General features: G+C 56.9%; 4 protein-coding genes and 5 pseudogenes. 5 read left to right on the plus strand and 4 right to left on the minus strand.

The features are described from left to right. Nucleotides 1-122: 122 nt before the first annotated feature. A pseudogene (locus AB3X96_RS40530) lies at nucleotides 123-1455 on the minus strand (IS1182 family transposase); the annotation flags it as partial. Between the two features lie 62 nt (nucleotides 1456-1517). Between AB3X96_RS40530 and AB3X96_RS40535 the strand changes: the two are divergent. From AB3X96_RS40535 to AB3X96_RS40550, 4 genes and pseudogenes are all read left to right on the plus strand, one after another. Continuing rightward, nucleotides 1518-1784: pseudogene (locus AB3X96_RS40535) on the plus strand (transposase); the annotation flags it as partial. Nucleotides 1785-2506: 722 nt separating this feature from the next. Further along, nucleotides 2507-2854 (plus strand): hypothetical protein, encoded by a 348-nt coding sequence (locus AB3X96_RS40540; protein ID WP_368594167.1) that lies wholly within the window; start codon nucleotides 2507-2509, stop codon nucleotides 2852-2854. Nucleotides 2855-3610: 756 nt separating this feature from the next. Continuing rightward, nucleotides 3611-10123: an amino acid adenylation domain-containing protein gene (locus tag AB3X96_RS40545; protein WP_368594168.1), complete on the plus strand. Its 6513-nt coding sequence runs from the start codon at nucleotides 3611-3613 to the stop codon at nucleotides 10121-10123. Next, complete coding sequence (locus AB3X96_RS40550) at nucleotides 10120-11511, plus strand: MATE family efflux transporter (RefSeq protein WP_368594169.1); 1392 nt, start codon at nucleotides 10120-10122, stop codon at nucleotides 11509-11511. The genes AB3X96_RS40545 and AB3X96_RS40550 overlap by 4 nt, the downstream gene beginning before the upstream one ends. Nucleotides 11512-12603: 1092 nt before the next feature. Here the strand turns inward: AB3X96_RS40550 and AB3X96_RS40555 are convergent. After that, nucleotides 12604-13393, minus strand: a pseudogene (locus AB3X96_RS40555) (IS5 family transposase); the annotation flags it as partial. A gap of 517 nt (nucleotides 13394-13910) precedes the next feature. Here AB3X96_RS40555 and istA point away from each other — a divergent pair. After that, a pseudogene (gene istA, locus AB3X96_RS40560) lies at nucleotides 13911-14928 on the plus strand (IS21 family transposase); the annotation flags it as partial. Between the two features lie 95 nt (nucleotides 14929-15023). Here istA and AB3X96_RS40565 read toward each other — a convergent pair. Continuing rightward, on the minus strand, nucleotides 15024-16151 hold the full coding sequence (locus AB3X96_RS40565; protein WP_176112216.1) for a molecular chaperone DnaJ: 1128 nt from the start codon (nucleotides 16149-16151) through the stop codon (nucleotides 15024-15026). A 175-nt stretch (nucleotides 16152-16326) separates the two neighbouring features. Continuing rightward, nucleotides 16327-17251: pseudogene (locus tag AB3X96_RS40570) on the minus strand (IS66 family transposase); the annotation flags it as partial. Nucleotides 17252-17409: the final 158 nt, after the last annotated feature.

A 17409-nucleotide genomic window follows, 5' to 3' on the forward strand; every position in this document is an offset into this window, starting at 1 on the left:
TCACCAGCCGCACCGCCTCCAGCTTGAATTCCAGGGTGTACCGCGCACGCTTCAATTGGCTCATCTTCGTTTCTCCTTGCTGCAGTTTAAACCTCAGCAAGGGATACGTTTTTCAGAGGCAAGCTCAGTCTGCGTGTCAGGAAGTGCGTGTAACGCATCCAGTGCTTGAACGTCCCGAAGACATGTTCGACGGTGCGTCTGCGTATCGTCATTGCATCTGGCGTTTTGTCGAGGTGACGTTGAACGCCTTCCAACACCGACTCGTGCTCCCATCGGGTGATTCGCCGATACGGACTTAGCGTGCATTGCGATCTTATTGAGCACTGAGGGCAGGCGCTGCACCAGTATCGGCGCAATTGCATACCATGTTCCTCCCGGGCGAAACGGTAGATTGCCCGTTCACCGGCTGGACACTGGTATTCGTCGTCCCGCGCAATGTAGATGAAGTCGGCCCTATCAAATCGACCATGGCATTTTGCACTTGATGTCGTAGTTTCGGCAGCATTACCGCGATCCGGCCTCCACGCACTCTCTGATCTGAGGCCCGCTATAGTAGCCACGATCGGCGACTGCCCGCAGTCTGGTCTTGCCCATCGCATCGCGCGCAGCCTTCGCAATAGGACTGAGCTGCGCCCGGTCACTGCCGGAGTTTGTGACCTCGTGAGCCACGATGAGGTGATGTTTGGCGTCAACTGCTACTTGTACGTCGTAGCCCACCATACCTGATCCTTTTCCGCTCGTCGCCACGGAACGTGCGTCGGGATCGGTCATCGAGAGCTGGCCATCAGGCTGCGTCTTGAGCTGCTCCTTGATCTGATCGAGGTTTCGCATCTGCTCGCGCAAGCACGCGATCTTGTCCTGCAATCGGGTCGTCTTCGCTTCCAACTCGGCAGGTTGCGTACGATCAGCGGTCTCCAGCGCGTTCAGATACCGCTGGATGCTCTCCTCGATCTGCTTCTGGCGCTTGTCGACCTTACCCTCTGTGAAGTTGCGATCGCGAGTGTTGACTGCCTTGAACTTGCTACCGTCGATGGCAACGAGCGCTTGCGAGAACTGCTTCAGTTCACGGCATAAGACGACGAAGCGGCGACATACGTTGCGGATGCCGATACCGTTGTTACGGCGGAAGTCAGCTATGGTCTTGAAGTCCGGCGCCAACCGACCGGTGAGCCACATCAATTCAACATTGCGTTGGCATTCACGTTCCAGGCGGCGGCTCGACTGGACCCGGTTCAGGTAGCCGTAGATATAGATCTTCAGCAGCATGGCCGGATGATAGGACGGGCGACCCGTAGTCGACCGCATCGCGCCATCGAAGCCCAGTGATTCAAGGTCTAGCTCTTCAACGAACGCCTCTATGATCCTGACCGGATTGTCCTCGGCGACAAAATCATCAAGGCACTCCGGAAGCAGCGTCACCTGCTTGCGATCTTCACCTTCTATGAATCGCTTCATCCGGTCACCCAGGCGGAATGAGTTAATCCAGTTTAGGCGACCATGGCGTTTTCACACAGGCTCAGTACGGATGCAGTCGCGATTTTGCGGCATCGGTTGGGCTCGTTCCGCGGCAATACAGTACGGGCGGCAAGACCAATTTTCTCAGGATCAGCCGGCGGGGCAACAAAAATGTCAGGCGCCTGCTCGTCCTGCCCGCCCGAGCTTACATGCGAGACCTGGAGAAACGAACCGGCCGCCTAGCGGACTGAGTTCGCGCAATGCTCGCGCAACGGCATTCAAACGTGGTGGCGTGTGCACTGGCCAACAAGCTGGCCCGAACCGCCTAGGCAGTTGTTGCGCGCCAAACCACATTCGACGCCGGCTTCACCCGTCCGGCCTGAACGAGCACGGCCTCGTCTTTATTGATCACACTCACCCAACTGGTTTTGCGACGACTGAAAATTGATGACGTGAACGGCATACCTGCCTGACGAAGAACCTCCGTGCCAAACAGGCTTTCGAAGCCGACCCACTGTTAAGGATCGTCAGGCGCGAATCTCATCGTGGCGCGGGGAGCGATCCCCAAAACGACGCCGAATAGATTTGGGCAAGCCAACTCGCCATCGAAAATCAGGGTTGCAAAGATGGGTGGACCCAGATTTGGCACATCCATGCCGCTGGGTGGGGGCGGCCATTCCATTAACGCTCATTTGCATCGTCGGCAAAAGAGAGCCTCACGTGATCCGGAAACTGTTCAAGAAAAGCACGTTCGGTATGCCGCGTAGCCAACTATGCACTATTTGATGCACTCGTCAGTAAATTCGCCGCTTTGGTCGGCCCTCGTCGCGGCAATCCGTGGTGTTGCACATCCAACATTGTCGGATATGCAACACAGTAAATCCCACAAACGATACTTGCCGGAAGTTCCCGCAAGCGTTTTGGAGGGTAAGTGCCCATCAGTCATCCCGATCAGCAATGTGTTGGGAGATATCTCTCAGGTGTGTCGTGGCGTTGGCTCAACTATTGCATCTGCTGTCGCGGGGGAAATTGAAGCTGGAGGTAACGAAGCGTGAACACCACACCAAAGCCTCACGAACCACAGACAAGATCTGCAAAAAATGATAGTCGACATTCTATTGCGGCGTCCACTCAAGGTGCCGCGCTACGCGTTATTAACGAACCGGCGCTCTGGATCATCAGTTCCATTCCGTTCCCTGAGCAGGAAGTTTTTTCCTGCGTTGCTGTGCAATCCGACGAACGATGTATCTCACAAAGAAAGATATCAAGGGCTCTGCACAGAATGAAGCTGTGCGGCGAAGTGAGCAGCATGGAGGACCGACATCAACGCGACGGTCAGGACGACCAGCAGAGTTCGTCGCACCTCCTAACCCATGATGTGACTGTTGAATACTTCTGAACTTATGCTACAGGAGCGTCGAGTGCCGAAGCATACTTCAATTCTTCGGGCGCTTTACCGTGGTTTTAATATTGCAGCATACAGTTCGAAAACCTGTATCAAGTGAATTTCTTGCTACGACTTATTGCATATTTCCCTTCTTCACCTGACATCGCTTGCTCGAACTCAGGTCGTCATTGTGATTGAGGACGGTTACTTTAACGATGAACAGATCACGCACCGGGTCTCCCACGATTGCTCGCTTGTTTCCGATGATCCGAAAGCCTTCATCACGAGCGCGATACTGTTTTTTTGCCAGTGAGCGCTGCGTGGCCGTTTCGGAAGCGTGCCAGGAACTCGCTCTCAGAGGATCGGGAAGAACTGCGGGGCTGGCGCGATATAGCGCCGTTACGCGACCCAAGCGAGTAGTGACGCGCCTGCGTCAGCCGCATCTTTCGCGGCTATAGGTACGGATTCTAATGGTGGTAACCAGTGCTCTTGGCCGTTGCATTGGTGGCCGCATGAAAATGCGGTTCAATTTAGCAGAGCAAGTGACACGCTCAAGTGAATAGATATCAAAATATTGAATATGTACAGAATGCGAAGAAGATGTGATTTTCGATATCTTAAGATAGCGAGTTAGCCTGTTATCCAACCCAAACGCAATGAACCTTTCGGCGATCATTCCACGGATACTTGCGCGGTCGCCCGCCGAGAGAGCTGTTTTTAGTATAGGGTCGGTTAATTCAAGCACTTAGGCGAGTGAATGAGGTTTAAATGAAAACACTATTGGCAGTGGACTACTTCTGTGATGCGGCACGGCGTTATCCGCAACATATAGCAGCGAGGCATGGTAGCGAGTCGGTAACGTATCGGGAGCTTGATGAGCAGTCCAACCGCATCGCAATGGCGCTGACCGAGCGCTGTGGCCGCGAGGCGCCCGTCATCGGCGTGTTGATGGAGCGAGGAATTGATCTATTGGCTGCGATGCTTGCCGTTTTTAAGATTCGCGGTACCTATATGCCGCTTGATCGCCAGTATCCAGCGGAACGTTTGGATTACATGCTGGAGAAGAGTAAATGCTGCCTGCTGCTGACCGCCCGTAACTCCTTCGAACAGGCGGCATATTTGCAGACAACCAGACCGGAACTAGTGCTTCTTGATATTGAGGAAGCGCAAGAATCGAGCGCAGCCTTTGCCGGGCCCAGAGGCAAAGGTAGTGATCTTGCCTACGTCATTTTTACTTCGGGTACCACCGGTCACCCAAAGGGCGTAATGATTGAACAGCGGAGCTTGATCAATCACTTGCACGCTAAAGTACACGATCTGGATATCAGTAAAACTGACCAAGTGGCGCAGACCGCATCGCACTGTTTTGACATTTCTCTGTGGCAGTTTATGGCGGCGCTGCAAGTGGGGGCGTGCACGCGGATCATTAATAGAGACGTCGTATGCGATCCGTCGAGGCTGCTGCTTGAGTTGCGCAAATGCCAAGTATCAGTCATTCAATTTGTGCCGTCGCTACTACGCTCGTTTGTGGCCGAAGTCGAATTGATCGATGCACGCGCGCTGCCGGCGCTGCGCAGGATTTCCACTGTCGGAGAGGCATTGCCGCCCGACGTATGCCGACGCTGGCTGGCGATGTACCCGTCTATTCCCATCCTCAACCATTATGGACCAACTGAATGTGCCGACGGTGTCACGCATGCACTGATCTCTAACTCTCCGGCGGAAGGTCAGGTATTTATGCCAATCGGGAAACCGATAGACAATCTGGAAATCTATGTGGTCAGGCCAGATGCTGCGGCGCTGACGCTTGTTGCGTCAGGTGACGTAGGCGAACTTTGTGTAGCCGGCGTTGGCGTTGCACGTGGTTACATTAACGACGACGCGCGTACCGAGCAGGCTTTTGTGGCTAACCCTTTCAGCGATAAGCCCGGATATGATCGATTATACAAGACTGGTGATCTCGTGAGGCTGCGTGAGGATGGCTTGCTGGAGTGTCTCGGAAGAGCAGATCGCCAGGTCAAGCTGCGTGGCCACCGTATTGAGCTTAACGAAGTGGAAGGTTTGTTGGGGTTACATGCTGCCGTCGAGGCCGCGGCCGTAGTGGTGCATTATCCCGCTGACAATCGGGTGAAACTGACGGCAAGGGAAACGCTGACTAGTCCAGGGGAAGCGGAACGACTTCCGCGCCTCGTGGCTTTCGTCAAGCTTCGAGAGGAGGTTACACGGAGCGCTTTACGCGAACACATGTCGTGTCAGTTGCCTGACTACATGCTGCCCGATCTTTTCTTCGAGCTGGCGAAATTACCATTAAACGCCAATGGCAAACTTGATTACAAGCAATTGCCTTCCCCAGAAAATTTGCGTCCTTTGTCCGATGTGAAATATCTGGAGCCTGCTGACGGTCTTCAGGTTCGGTTGTGCAGGCTCTTAGCCGAGATACTGCATCTAGACCGGCTGGGGCGAAACGACAACTTTTTGCTGATGGGCGGTGACTCGCTGCGCGCCATGCTTGCGATCAACCGTATTCGGAGCGAATTCGCCTGCGAAGTTTCAGTGGTTGACCTGTACCATTGCACAATAGATGAGTTGACCGAACTGCTGGCCGAGAAAGAGGATGGGCATGAGTCGCTCCCCGCCATTGTCGTCAGTCGCCGTGATGAGGCCGGAGAGGCTCCGGCCAGCCACATTCAAAAACACTTATGGTTTTTGTGGAAGCTTGATCCAACAGCATCCAACTATACCTTGCAAACGGCGCTCGAATGCTGCGGAGAGCTTGATCGAGATCGCTTTAGTCGGGCTTGGGATGCGGTGGTGCAGTACTTCGACACACTGCGCATCCGATTCGTCGAAAAGAGCGGCAATCCATATTTGACCTTCGATTCACCGCCGAAGGGTCGTTTGCGCTTTATAGACCTTTGCGGCGACCATCCTGCCCCCAGGTTGGCTGAACTGAAGGCGAGCGAGTTTCAACCGGCCTTTGATCTCGCCGCAGGCACACTGTATCGCGCACTACTAGTACGAGAGAGCTCCGACCGGCATGTTGTCATCTTTACCACGCATGAAATCATTATGGACGCGTGGTCGCTTTCGGTAATGGTGCGCAAACTGCGTGAATTTTACCAGGCGGGAGTCGGTTCAGAGGACGGTCTCAAAGCCGAAATTTCGTTCGCAGATTTCGCGAAATGGGAGTCCGAGCAGTTTCGATCGGACTGCTGGGCGCGACAGCGCTCGTACTGGGCACAACAGCTGTCGGGTGAGTTGCCGGTGCTGACCCTGCCTTCCGATAAGCCTCGTCCGAGGCGGATGCGTTACACCGGTAAGTCACACGCCATACAAATTCCGGCTCTCGCGGCGTCCAGACTTCGCGAACTCGCTGCGGACAATCGCACCACGCTTTTCAGCGTGTTACTGACGACTTTTTACGCTTTATTGAGAGAGTACAGCGGACAGGACGATATCATCGTTGGCACTCCGAATGTAGTGCGCGAACAGTCAGGTACGGAACACCTGCTGGGGTTCTTCCTAAACATGTTGCCGCTAAGGGCGAAGATGGATCCTGATAAGTCATTCATCGAACATTTGGCCACGACGCAGCAAACTGTCATCGGTGCTGCCTTCAACGCGGCATATCCATTCAGTCGGATGTTGGAAACAGTTGACGTGGTACGTGGAAGCAATTTTTCCCCCGTATTCCAGGCGATGTTCAACATGTATTCGGAAAAGGCCGAGCTGGTTTCTGAGGGGCAGCACGATGTGTCAATTGTCGCACGCGAATTGGAAAACGGTTATACCAAGTACGATCTCACTCTTTACTGTCAGGAAGAGGGGGACGGCATCTATCTGCAGATGTCCTATTGCACTGAGCTATTCTCCGACGAGCTCGTTTCCAGAATGCTGCTCAACCTGCAGCAAATTATACAGGTGATCATTGCTGCGCCGGCGGCGCCGCTTGCAGAGCTGGATCTGCGGCACCCAGCTGAAAAGGCTTTTCTTAAGCGTTACAACGGGGGACGGCTGGCTTATACAGGCGCTAGTACACTACGCGAAATGTTCGAAGCGCGTGCCAAAATGTCGCCAGAGGATATTGCTTATTTCTGGGAGCGCGGTCGCATTTCGTACGCGGAGTTGGATACTGCGGCCAACCGTTTTGCTAACAGACTCGCAGCCTCCGGTGTTGGTGCCGGCGACAGGGTGCTGCTTGGCATTGACCGCGGCATTAACGCGTTGATCGTTATTCTAGCTGCGATCAAGCTGCACGCAACCTACTCGGTGATCGGGGCAAATTATCCGATAAGTCGCATACTTGAGATTGCTAAAGATGTCGCTCCCAAGGCCTTCGTTGCCACGCCGTTGCAGCGGGAAGCATTTCGTGACAGAGGGCTAGTTTTACTGCCGTCGGAGGAAGTTGCATACGGCAATGAGGAAACAGATGCCGCCCCTTCCCCATCTTGTTCGCATGAAGTGCTGCAGATCGTCTACACATCTGGTTCTACGGGAAAACCGAAGGGCGTTGTGGTTCCCGCTACAGCATGCCTAAATCGTTTGCACTGGATGTGGGGGCAATTCCCCTTCCAGGCAGGCGATGCCTGCGTAGTGCAGAAGTCGGCGGCGCTGGTTGCCAGTCAATGGGAAATCTTCGGGCCACTCTTACAAGGCGTTCCTAGTTTGCTGCTGAGTCAGCAAGAACTGCAAGATCCATCCCTGCTGCTATTGCAGCTAGATCGTTACCGGGTAACGCATCTGCTGTGCTCGCCACCGGTGATCACCGGCATTTTGACGGCACAATTGAGAGACGGACGGTCGGTTTCAGATTTGCGGCTGGTCACCTCAAGCGCTGAGGCGTTGCCACCGGAGTTGGCTCGGCGCTTTCTCGAGGCTTTCCCACAGGCCCGTTTGTTCAACTTTTACGGCTCCTCCGAGTGTAGCTCGAACGCCGCTTGGGGAGAGGTGTGCGAAGTGGGCGCTGATGAACGGACTGTCCCGATCGGTAAGCCGGTGGCCAATGTCGGCATAGCCGTCGTAGATGACAAGTTACGGCCGGTGGTTCAAGGTGCGGTGGGGGAGATCCTGGTGACGGGTGACTGCCTGGCGAATGGCTATCACGACAGCAGGGAGTTGACAGCCGAGCGATTTGTTGCTAACTCGGTGCCAGAGCTACAGCCTTTCGGAACTGTGGCTTATCGCACTGGCGATTTGGGGCGTCACCGCGACGACGGCCGCCTGGAGTTCCTCGGAAGGCGTGACAACCAAATCAAGATCCACGGCTTGCGCGTTGAACTGGATGAGATTTCTCACGTCTTGGGAAAATGTCCTGGGGTCGAGGAGGCCGCGGTGCATTTGCACCGCGCTGCGGATGGCGAGCCGCTGTTGACTGCCTACGTGGTGGGCACGGAGGCGAAGCTGCCGTCAACAGAGGATGGGTTCAGACAAATGCTCCGTCATTCGCTGTTGCCCCATACTATTCCCCGTTCATTTGTTCGCTTGCGGGCTTTGCCTAAGCTGCCGGGCGGTAAACTGGACCGTTCCCGCTTGCCGTTTCCACGGCAAACCGCGGTGGGCGTATTCGCGCCGCTGGTCACCACGACCGAGCATGCACTGGCCGCGGTTTGGCAGGAAGTGCTTGGTATGTCGACGATTGGTGCGGACGCGCATTTCTTCTCACTGGGTGGTACCTCTATGCTGAGCGTGCGCTGTGTGGCGCGGGCGGCCAGGATGGACATCCGCTTTTCTGTCAGCGAGTTGTACGATTATCCAGTGTTACGCGAACTGGCTGGGCTGATCGATGGCCGCTCCGGCGAACTGGTGCACCACGATGGCGAAATCGACGGTGGAGTGGAAGTAACGCCTACGATACGCTTCATGAATCGGCGCATGGGTTTAGACGAGCATTTCAACATGTGCGCGATCTGGCAGGACGATAGCTGCCGTTTGGATCCGGCGATATTGGAGTCCGCTATCGTTAGGTTGGCGAAAGACTACCCACTGTTGCGCACCAGGATCTCTCGAGATGACGCTGATCTACGCTTCCATACCGGAGTCGGAGCGTTGCATCTGGAGCGAGTTGCATTGGGCTCGTACTCAGAGCTCGGGGATTGCACGCGAGAGGTCTCTGGTATCGCTGAGCAAGCGCAATATGCATTCCGGTTCGATGGTCGTACCTGGATGTCGCGTTTCCAATTGATCGAGGCGGAGGTCGGTGGGCGGCCGCACGGTTGGATTTTTATCATAATTCATCATTTCCTGGTCGACGGCTATGGGTTCCGGCTGCTGCTGGACGAAGTAGAACGCTACTATCTGGCGATAGAGCATGGCCAAGCACCCGCTCCCGCATTCAGTGGCCGCGCGCAGTTGAATCGATGGGTGAAGGCGCTGCGCGAACATGTGAGCGGTTCGTTGGACAGCAACATTGCTTATTGGCGAAGCCGGCCATGGGAACTGCTGCGTGAGGATGGTGCAACAGTCCTCGAGGTTGAGCCAGTCGATAGTGGCGCTGATTCCAGCCGGCGCTTGTTCGAGATGCTCCACACTGGGCAGATGCACAGTGATGCTGCTTTCGAGGCCTTGTGCGCGCACAAGGGGATTCGCTATCTGGATCTGGATGCGGAATCGACAAAGATTCTGCTCGATCTGCATCCGGACCGGCACGGCTTTGACGCGTTCGACGTCATCCTGTGCGCCTTGGCGGCGGTGGCAGGACGGGGCAACCAGCGACGAGGGCTGTTTCTGGACAGCATGGACATGCTGCGCACGCCTATCCTGCCCGGTCAGGATCTGTCGACGGTTATGGGCTTTACCGCGGAACTTGTCCCGCTGGCCATCATTTGTGAGGGGCGACTCAGTGTGGCGGAACGTCTGAAAGCGGTGCGTCGTCAGCGCAATTCGGCACGGATCCATGGCATTGGGCTACGGGCGGCTGCGTATCTGCTGCCGGATGATCAGGCGAAGGCACTGGTGGATTTCGACTGGCCGCGTGTTGTCGTCAACTATCGCGCTGTGTTAGATAATCTTCATACGCGCAAGCTGCTCGGCCTTGCTCAACCGACGATCTGGACGGGTGATGAGATGGGGCCCAGCCGTCATCACACGTTGTGGTTAGATATCGATAGTGTGGACGGTAAACTTCGTATCCAGATGCATTGTGCGTTGCCTTGCTTTTCCGCAGAGGAGGCGAATATGCTGGGACGTCAGTTGCTGCATTGTCTCGCGGCTTATGCCGGATGGCTCAGGGACAATCAGGAAGATGTGGACGCAACAAGCGTGAAGGACGGGGCCACAGTATGAACACGCCAGCTGTTGCGGCATTACGGATGCAGTCAATGGCCCACGATCGACTGTTGCCACTGATCCTGCGGCTGGCTCTTCCGTCCGTCATTGGCGTCACTGTCAGTGCCGCTTATCAGTTGCTCAACGCCTATTTCGTGGGGCGGCTCGGAACAGCAGCACTCGCGGCGATGGCATTGTCGTTCCCATTTGCAATGTGCATCACGGCAATAGGCGAGATCTTCGGTGCAGGGGCCGCCTCGTTGATTGCTCGAAGCCTGGGACGTGCCGACGATGACTCTGCGAACGATTATGCATCGCACGCGTTATGGTCTGCGATGGTAATTGCTGGCATAACGGCTATCGCGGGCTGGCAGTTGGCTCCAACTTTGCTGACATGGCTAGGCGCTGGACCATCGATTTTGCCACTGGCGGTGGCTTATCTTCATTGGCTGCTGTTGGGCTATGTGGCAGTGGTATTCAATATGATCTGTGGTTTCATCGTGAGAGCGGATGGCAATACCGTGCTCAGCATGACGACCCAAGTTTCATCCTTCGCAATGAACGCGGCACTCGACCCGGTGATGATTTTCCGGTTCGGGCTGGGCATCGAAGGGGCTGGCATCGCAACATTTCTGGCCCAGTTGTGCGGCTTAACCTTGTATTGGCGACATTTCGCGGGCAGGCACGGAGCCATCGTCTTATCGTGGCCATCGGTGGGACGCTGCGGGTGCCGGCTGGCGAGCATCGCCCGCATCGGCATTCCGCCAGCGCTCAATACGCTGCTCGCGGTAGCGGCCATGTCCATGCTCAATGGGTTCGCTGCTCGCTACGGTGAGTCATCGGTGGCGGCGATAGGTTTGGCCAGCCGCTTGGCGATGCTGGCAGCACTTCCGCTGTATGGACTGTGCAGCGGGGCGCAGTCGGTTGTTGGGTTTAATGTCGGCGCAGGTAACTGGACACGGGTGGCGCAAGCGGTTCGGGCTATGGTTGCCGTCGCGCTAACGTTCGCCGGAGTCTATGCCGGCTGGGTCGCGTGGCAAGCTAGAACCATCATCGGCTGGTTTGCGCACGAGTCGGCGATGATAGAGATTGGTAGCCGCGCGATCTTGCTATTCCATTGTGCGTTGCCGGTGTTAGGGATGCAACAGGTGTGCCTGCTTTTCATGCAGGCCAAGGGCAACGCAATCTGGGCAACGCTTGTAGCGGTACTGCGGCATGGCTTGTTTCTGATGCCCCTGATGGCCTTGCTGCAGCACGCTTATGGGCAAGACGGCCTGTTGTTCTCCGTAGCGGCTGCCGATATGGCAGCGGGTCTTATCGCTATGGTTATTCTATACAGTGAAATGCGACAGATCGACAAGGCCTCCCGGCTCTGTCAGGTTAATGGAATGGGGGCCGTAGAATGACGTAATGAAGAAGACAAAACCGCTTTATTATGGTCATCGCTTCCCTGTTATCGTCATCAGCTCTGCGGTTCGCTGGTATTGATATGACTTTGCGTGTTAATCGCGACATTAATTTCCAGGTTGTTGCATCGATGCATGAATTTCCTGAGGGCACCGCAGCAGTAAGAGCCGCTAACACAAGTCATCAAGTGCGACGCGTGTCGCCGTCCGCCGGACGTAAATCGGCAATGCAGTGGATGGCAAAGCTCTTCTCTGCCTTGTCACATTCAACAGGCTGAATATGGGAATTTGAAGCCGTGACCTGCTGTACGACCAGCAGTTGCCTACCCGGACGCGCGCGATTGGTAACGGTCGGGTGCGAAGCTCCGGGGACAACGTACCCTCCGTTAAGGCGGTTCACCCGGGCAACCGGGAAGGAATCGACACTGCCAGCCGCCGTGCGGTGTGGGGGCCAGGCAAGTTCCGCATGCACAACGTACGTGAACTGCTGACAGAATCCTCGTTATTGTGAAAGAGCCCAAGCTGCTGTTGGCTCTGACCAAAAGGTATATGGCTGGTTGCGACTTTTTGATGTGGGCGCACGTCGTCAAAACGCCATCGGGGAAGAGGCAGGTGCTAACCGGACAGGCCCAGAAGTGCTCGGGTCGGTGGAGATGGGAACGCGGGAACCCCGATTTCCCGCCATCGTTTCGCGTCAAGGAAACGGCGGCAGGTAAACCGCGAGGAATACTGTTGGGAAAGCGGGAGTGAGAACGCGCAAGAAGCGAAGGGTTGCCTGTAACGGGCAATATAGGGGTTCAAGATTTGCCTCGACCTGAAAGGGTGCTGACGTGCGTGTGGTGCGGCTGTCGTGAGTCCGCATCTGGGGTTCACCGAAGGGAAGCTTGTGAGAGGCCGGTTGGTCTACGGCTCAGCGCCCTTGTCTCGGTTTCGGGACGAATCGACGATGCGACGCTAGCGAAGGTTGCGTATGCACAGACGCAGCCGGCATCAGCACGATGCTTAACGCCGTGCGCGAGCCGTATGCGGGGAAACTCGCACGTACGGTTCTTCGGGGGCCGCGTTTCTGAGAGGGAACGCGGCTACCCTCTCGAAGCGCGAGCAGATAACGGCAGCAGCCAGGGAAAGCAAAGCACTATGAATGTCGAGACGCCGTTCGAAACGAATGCGCAGTTTGCCGAAACCGGCAAACCATACATGCGTGCGCTCGACCACCCAGCGATGCCGCCCGAGCCGCTCCTTGCTTTCCACGCCGCGACGGGCAATACGGGCCGTGATTCCGCGCTGCTTCAGGTAACGCCGACAGCGGGCAAAGTCATTGCCCTTGTCCGCATGCAACTTGCCCGGGCGTTTGCGGGGCTGGCCATTCAGACCCGAGACTGCCGGAATGGCATCGAGCGTGGGCTCGAATGCCATCGAGTCGTGTCGGTTGGCGCCCGTGACCGTGATGGCCAGTGGAATGCCGCGCGCGTCTACAACGATGTGCCGTTTCGACCCGAGCTTTCCCCGGTCTGTCGGGTTGGGGCCGGTTTCCTGGCCCCCCCGGGGGCTGGCACCACTGGCAGCATCGAGGCTCGCCCGTTCCCAATCAATCTGGTCGTGCTCACGCAACCGGCGAAGCATTGCCAGATGCAGTTGCTCCCACACGCCTGCGGCCTGCCAGTCTCGTAGCCGTCGCCAGCGTGTCATGCCGCTGCCGAAACCCAGTTCCTGCGGCACGTCTTCCCATGGGATGCCCGTTTGCAGGACATACAGGATGCCGTTCAGTGCTGCGCGGTCGTCAACTGTGCGCCGACGGCCGCCTTTGCGGTGACGGCGTAAATGCCGGAATCGACAGTTCCAGCGCCGCCCACAGTTCGTTGCTGATTTTTCTTCTGGACATGCGCCCAGGATACGAAACCTAGGGCTTGATGTCCAGGTTTGTGTTAGCCGCTCTTAGCCGATGGACGATGCGAAGCTTCTAGTCCTCTCCGCCGTGTAGCCCATAGGTCTACAGGAAGGACGCCACAATCTACGGGTATTTTTCCGCAGAAACCCTACGGATAACGAAGTTGTTATAGATGAGGTATCCGTCTTTCTGCAGGTCTTTTGTGGAAAGATCTTAAGAGACGGTTTCATAAAGACTGCCGAACGCGCTGAAGAGTGTTCCAGCAGATCAAGTGCGTATTCCGGCTGAGCGTGACCAGTGATTCCGGATTATCGTGACTGGTGATTCCGGCATCGTGACCGGCATTTCCAGCTGATCGTGACCGGTCTTTCCGGCGATCGTGACCGGCCCGTTGACGGGTCATGCGCCAGTGGTTTCGCGGTGTCTGCCTGGCGATGATCGACGTGGAGATGTTGCGTATTGTTCAACCCCCGGTTGTGGATAACCTTCCCCGTTTTTACACGGAGAGGCGATGCCCACACCCCCAATGACGATACGCATGATCAAAGACGTGTTACGACCCAAGCACGAGTCCCGGTTCTCTCACGCCCGCATCGCGGCGGCGCTGCAGATTTCCAAAGGGGTAGTCTCCAAGTACGTATCGCTCGCTGCGAATGCCGGGCTGGCATGGGATGAGCTACGTGAGCTCGACGAAGCGGCCATCGCAGCTCGCCTGCTGCCGGGCTCGCGCAGCAGCGCCTATGTGCCGCCGGACTATGCGCGGATACACCAGGAACTGCGCCGCAAGGGCGTTACACTGACCTTGCTATGGCAGGAATATGTCGACGCCCACCCCGGCGGCAAGACCTACCGCCACACGCGATTCTGCGAGCACTACCACACCTGGGCGAAGAGCCTGAAGCGCTCGATGCGCCAGGTCCACAAGGCCGGCGAGAAGCTGTTTGTCGACTACGCGGGCCCGACCATCGCGGTGGCCGATGGTACGCGTGCCCATGTGTTCGTCGCCGCACTGGGCGCTTCAAGCTACACCTTCGCTTGCGCCACGCCGCGCGAGACGATGGCTGACTGGATCGGCTCGATCGTGCGCGCTGAGTTTCATTGGCGGTGTCCCCGAACTGGTCATTCCAGATAATCCGCGGGCCCTGATTGCCAACGCCGACCGTTATGAGCCGCGCGCCAACGACACCGTGCTCGACTTCGCGCGTCATTACGGCACCTCGGTGCTCGCGGCGCGGGCGCGGCGGCCGCAGGACAAAGCCAAGGTCGAGGTTGCAGTCCAGGTCGTTGAACGCTGGATCATGGCGCGACTGCGCCATCAGCGGTTCGAGACGGTGTACGCGGTAGATCGCGCGATTGCCGAGCTGCTGCCCACGCTGAATGACCGACCCTTCCAGAGGCTGCCGGGCAGCCGCGCCAGTGCTTTCGCCGCGCTGGACGCTCCGGCGCTGCGCCCGTTGCCTGCGATTCCCTACGAAATCGCGCAGTTTCGCACCGTCAAGGTTCACATCGACCACCACGTCGAGATCAACAAGCGTAAGCGGCCGGCAAACCCGTCTTGACGAATTGAACGTAAGCGGTCGATTCTCCTCACGACCGGCCGTATTCATGCCAACCGGCCATTTACTCAGAATGGGAATTCGTCGAAGGGAACGGCTGTCTGCCGATATTTCAGCTGTTTCAACCAGCCCTTGAATTGCTTGAGGTCTTCAAACACGAGCAAATCAGTTTCCAGATCACGTATGTGTTGCTGGAGCCCGGCGATGTCGTTTGCCAGATTGTGAAGGACCGTCGCGGGGGCAATGTCGATGAATGGGGGAATTCCGTACGCATGCCTGAAACTGGCTTCCACTTGCAGGATTTCCTGATCCAGTTCCCCGAGCTGTTCCTTGAGAATCTTGTTGTAGTGCTTCAGCCGGTCTTCGCTGAGTTCATTGATTGCACTCTGGTCGATATGCTCAAGCTCCAGTTGTAGCTCGAGCAGCTTGAGCAGGTCGTTCCTGCCATACGCATGGTTGGCTCGCTGCATCAGCGCCGTCTTGCGCTCCCGCTCGTGAGGGTCCGGTTCGCGATCGGGATGCAGGGCACTGGCGAGTTTTCGATAGACCTCGCGGATAGACTGGCTCAATTCTGCCTGCTCGGCTTGCTGCCTTGCCTGAGCCGCCTGCTGTCTTGCCGTCTTTTTTCGTTTCGCACGTCGCGCTTGCCGAGCCTGGTCGGCGGCTTCGTACTGCGCCTGCTGCTCCTCCATCCTTGCCTGGGCGCGTCGCAGCATGTCGTGGGGCGAACTCATGTCGAGATCCTCACCCAGTTCAACGCCAAGCATCGCTTCGAGCACATCCTTCATGTCCTCAAGCTCAGCGGCTGCTTCGCTATCGTAATCCGACTTGCTGTGCCGGTTGTAAATGACCTTCAGTTGCGCATCATTGCACGCTTCGACCAGATCGCCTGCCAGATTCGAGATCAGCGTGGAGACTGTACGACGCTCCGTCTTTGTCAGCCCTTTCTGGTTCCATACGTCGTCAAGCCGATAGACCAACTTTACCTGCAGATCCGTCGACTCCCGTTCGAGCGGCAACAGAACGTCGACATACCGTTGCTGGAAGTCGGGCGTGACGCGCTCCCATGCCCGCAAGCGGGTGCGACGCTTTTCGATCTGCCTGATCAGCGAATTGAATGCCTTCTGTCCCCGTGACAGGCTGGCCTTGTTATGGCCCGGCGCGATGCTGACGGCGTGGTGGGTCGCCTTGGACATGAGATGAGATTCCGGTTTTCGCAGGACGGGAAACGGGTAACATTTTAGCCGACGCGACGCTTTCCCATTCGTCGGACGGACATGGGCCGCACTGCGGCGGTGGGACAGCCGTTGGTGTATATGTTGAGATGATGGAAGCGCACGCCGTCATGTTGTGCGACGCGCGCTCTCTGCGTCAGCCGCTGTTTGTCGCGACCTGTTGTCGCGCGTAGTTGAACGGCAGCAGATCGGTCACGTCCGCGCCTGGGGCGCGCTGTGGCAGGACCTTGAGTACGTGCAGCAGATAGTCGTATGGCTCGACACCGCAGGCCCGGCACGTCAGTACGAGACTATAGATCGTAGCGCTAGCTTTTGCGCCGTCGACCGTATCGCTGAACAGCCACGATTTTCTCGATGTCGCAAATGGCCTGATGTCGCGCTCGCATATGTTGTTATCAATTGGAGCACGTCCATCGGTGACGTAGCGACTCAGATATTCCCACTGGTTTCGGGTATAGGCGATGGCCTTGCCCAGCAGGCTTTGCGGCGCCACCTTCGGTGCCAGTTCATCGAGCCATGCCTTGAACGCCTCGAGCACCGGCACGCTGTGCAACTGCCTCAGGTGGTATGCGTAGTCAGCACGGGTCTGCCCGGCAGGCAGGTCGCCTTTGGCCAGCGCCTCGACACGGTACAGGGCCTGGAAGTATTCGAGCGCTCTTGCCACGCGAGCGTTCGGCGCCTTCGGTTTTCCGTCATCCCCGTTCTTCTGCGCTGCCTTGTCCGCCTTGACGAACAGCCGGCGCGCGTGCGCCATGCAGCCGAAGTTCGTCGCTTTTTTCAGTGTTCTCCAGGCGCTGTACCCGTCGCTCATCAACATACCGCTGTAGTCGCCCGGGAACTTTTGCGGATGCGTCTGGCCAGCGCCCGGGCTGGTACTCAAACAGCACGACCGGTTCGGCACAATCCTCCGCGCTGCGATAGACCCATGCATAGCTTTTGCTCTGCGCCGCCCGGCCGGGTTCATTGAGCACCTGAAGCGTCGTCTCGTCGCCGCGAACCAGCGACTGCGACAGCAGCGTCCTGTACAGCGCGTCGTACAGGCGACTGTAATGAAGTTCACTGCAGCTTGTAAACGAAGACAGCGGATGTTAAAGTCCGTCCTGAACAATCCGTAGAGCCTTGAGTAGCTGGGCTTCCGGGTAGAAATCGTGTTGTTGGAATTGCAGAGACCTGGCATATTGCTTCACATAGCCTGCAAATTCTGACGAGGTTCAGATGG

Source organism: Paraburkholderia sp. BR13439 (assembly GCF_040948805.1).
Taxonomy (GTDB): Bacteria; Pseudomonadota; Gammaproteobacteria; order Burkholderiales; family Burkholderiaceae; genus Paraburkholderia; species Paraburkholderia youngii.

Excerpts from the sequence above, each read along its gene's own strand:
- AB3X96_RS40550 (WP_368594169.1), top strand. The coding sequence starts at position 10,120 with ATGAACACGCCAGCTGTTGCGGCATTACGGATGCAGTCAATGGCCCAC.
- AB3X96_RS40565 (WP_176112216.1), bottom strand. The coding sequence starts at position 16,151 with ATGTCCAAGGCGACCCACCACGCCGTCAGCATCGCGCCGGGCCATAAC.
- AB3X96_RS40545 (WP_368594168.1), top strand. The coding sequence starts at position 3,611 with ATGAAAACACTATTGGCAGTGGACTACTTCTGTGATGCGGCACGGCGT.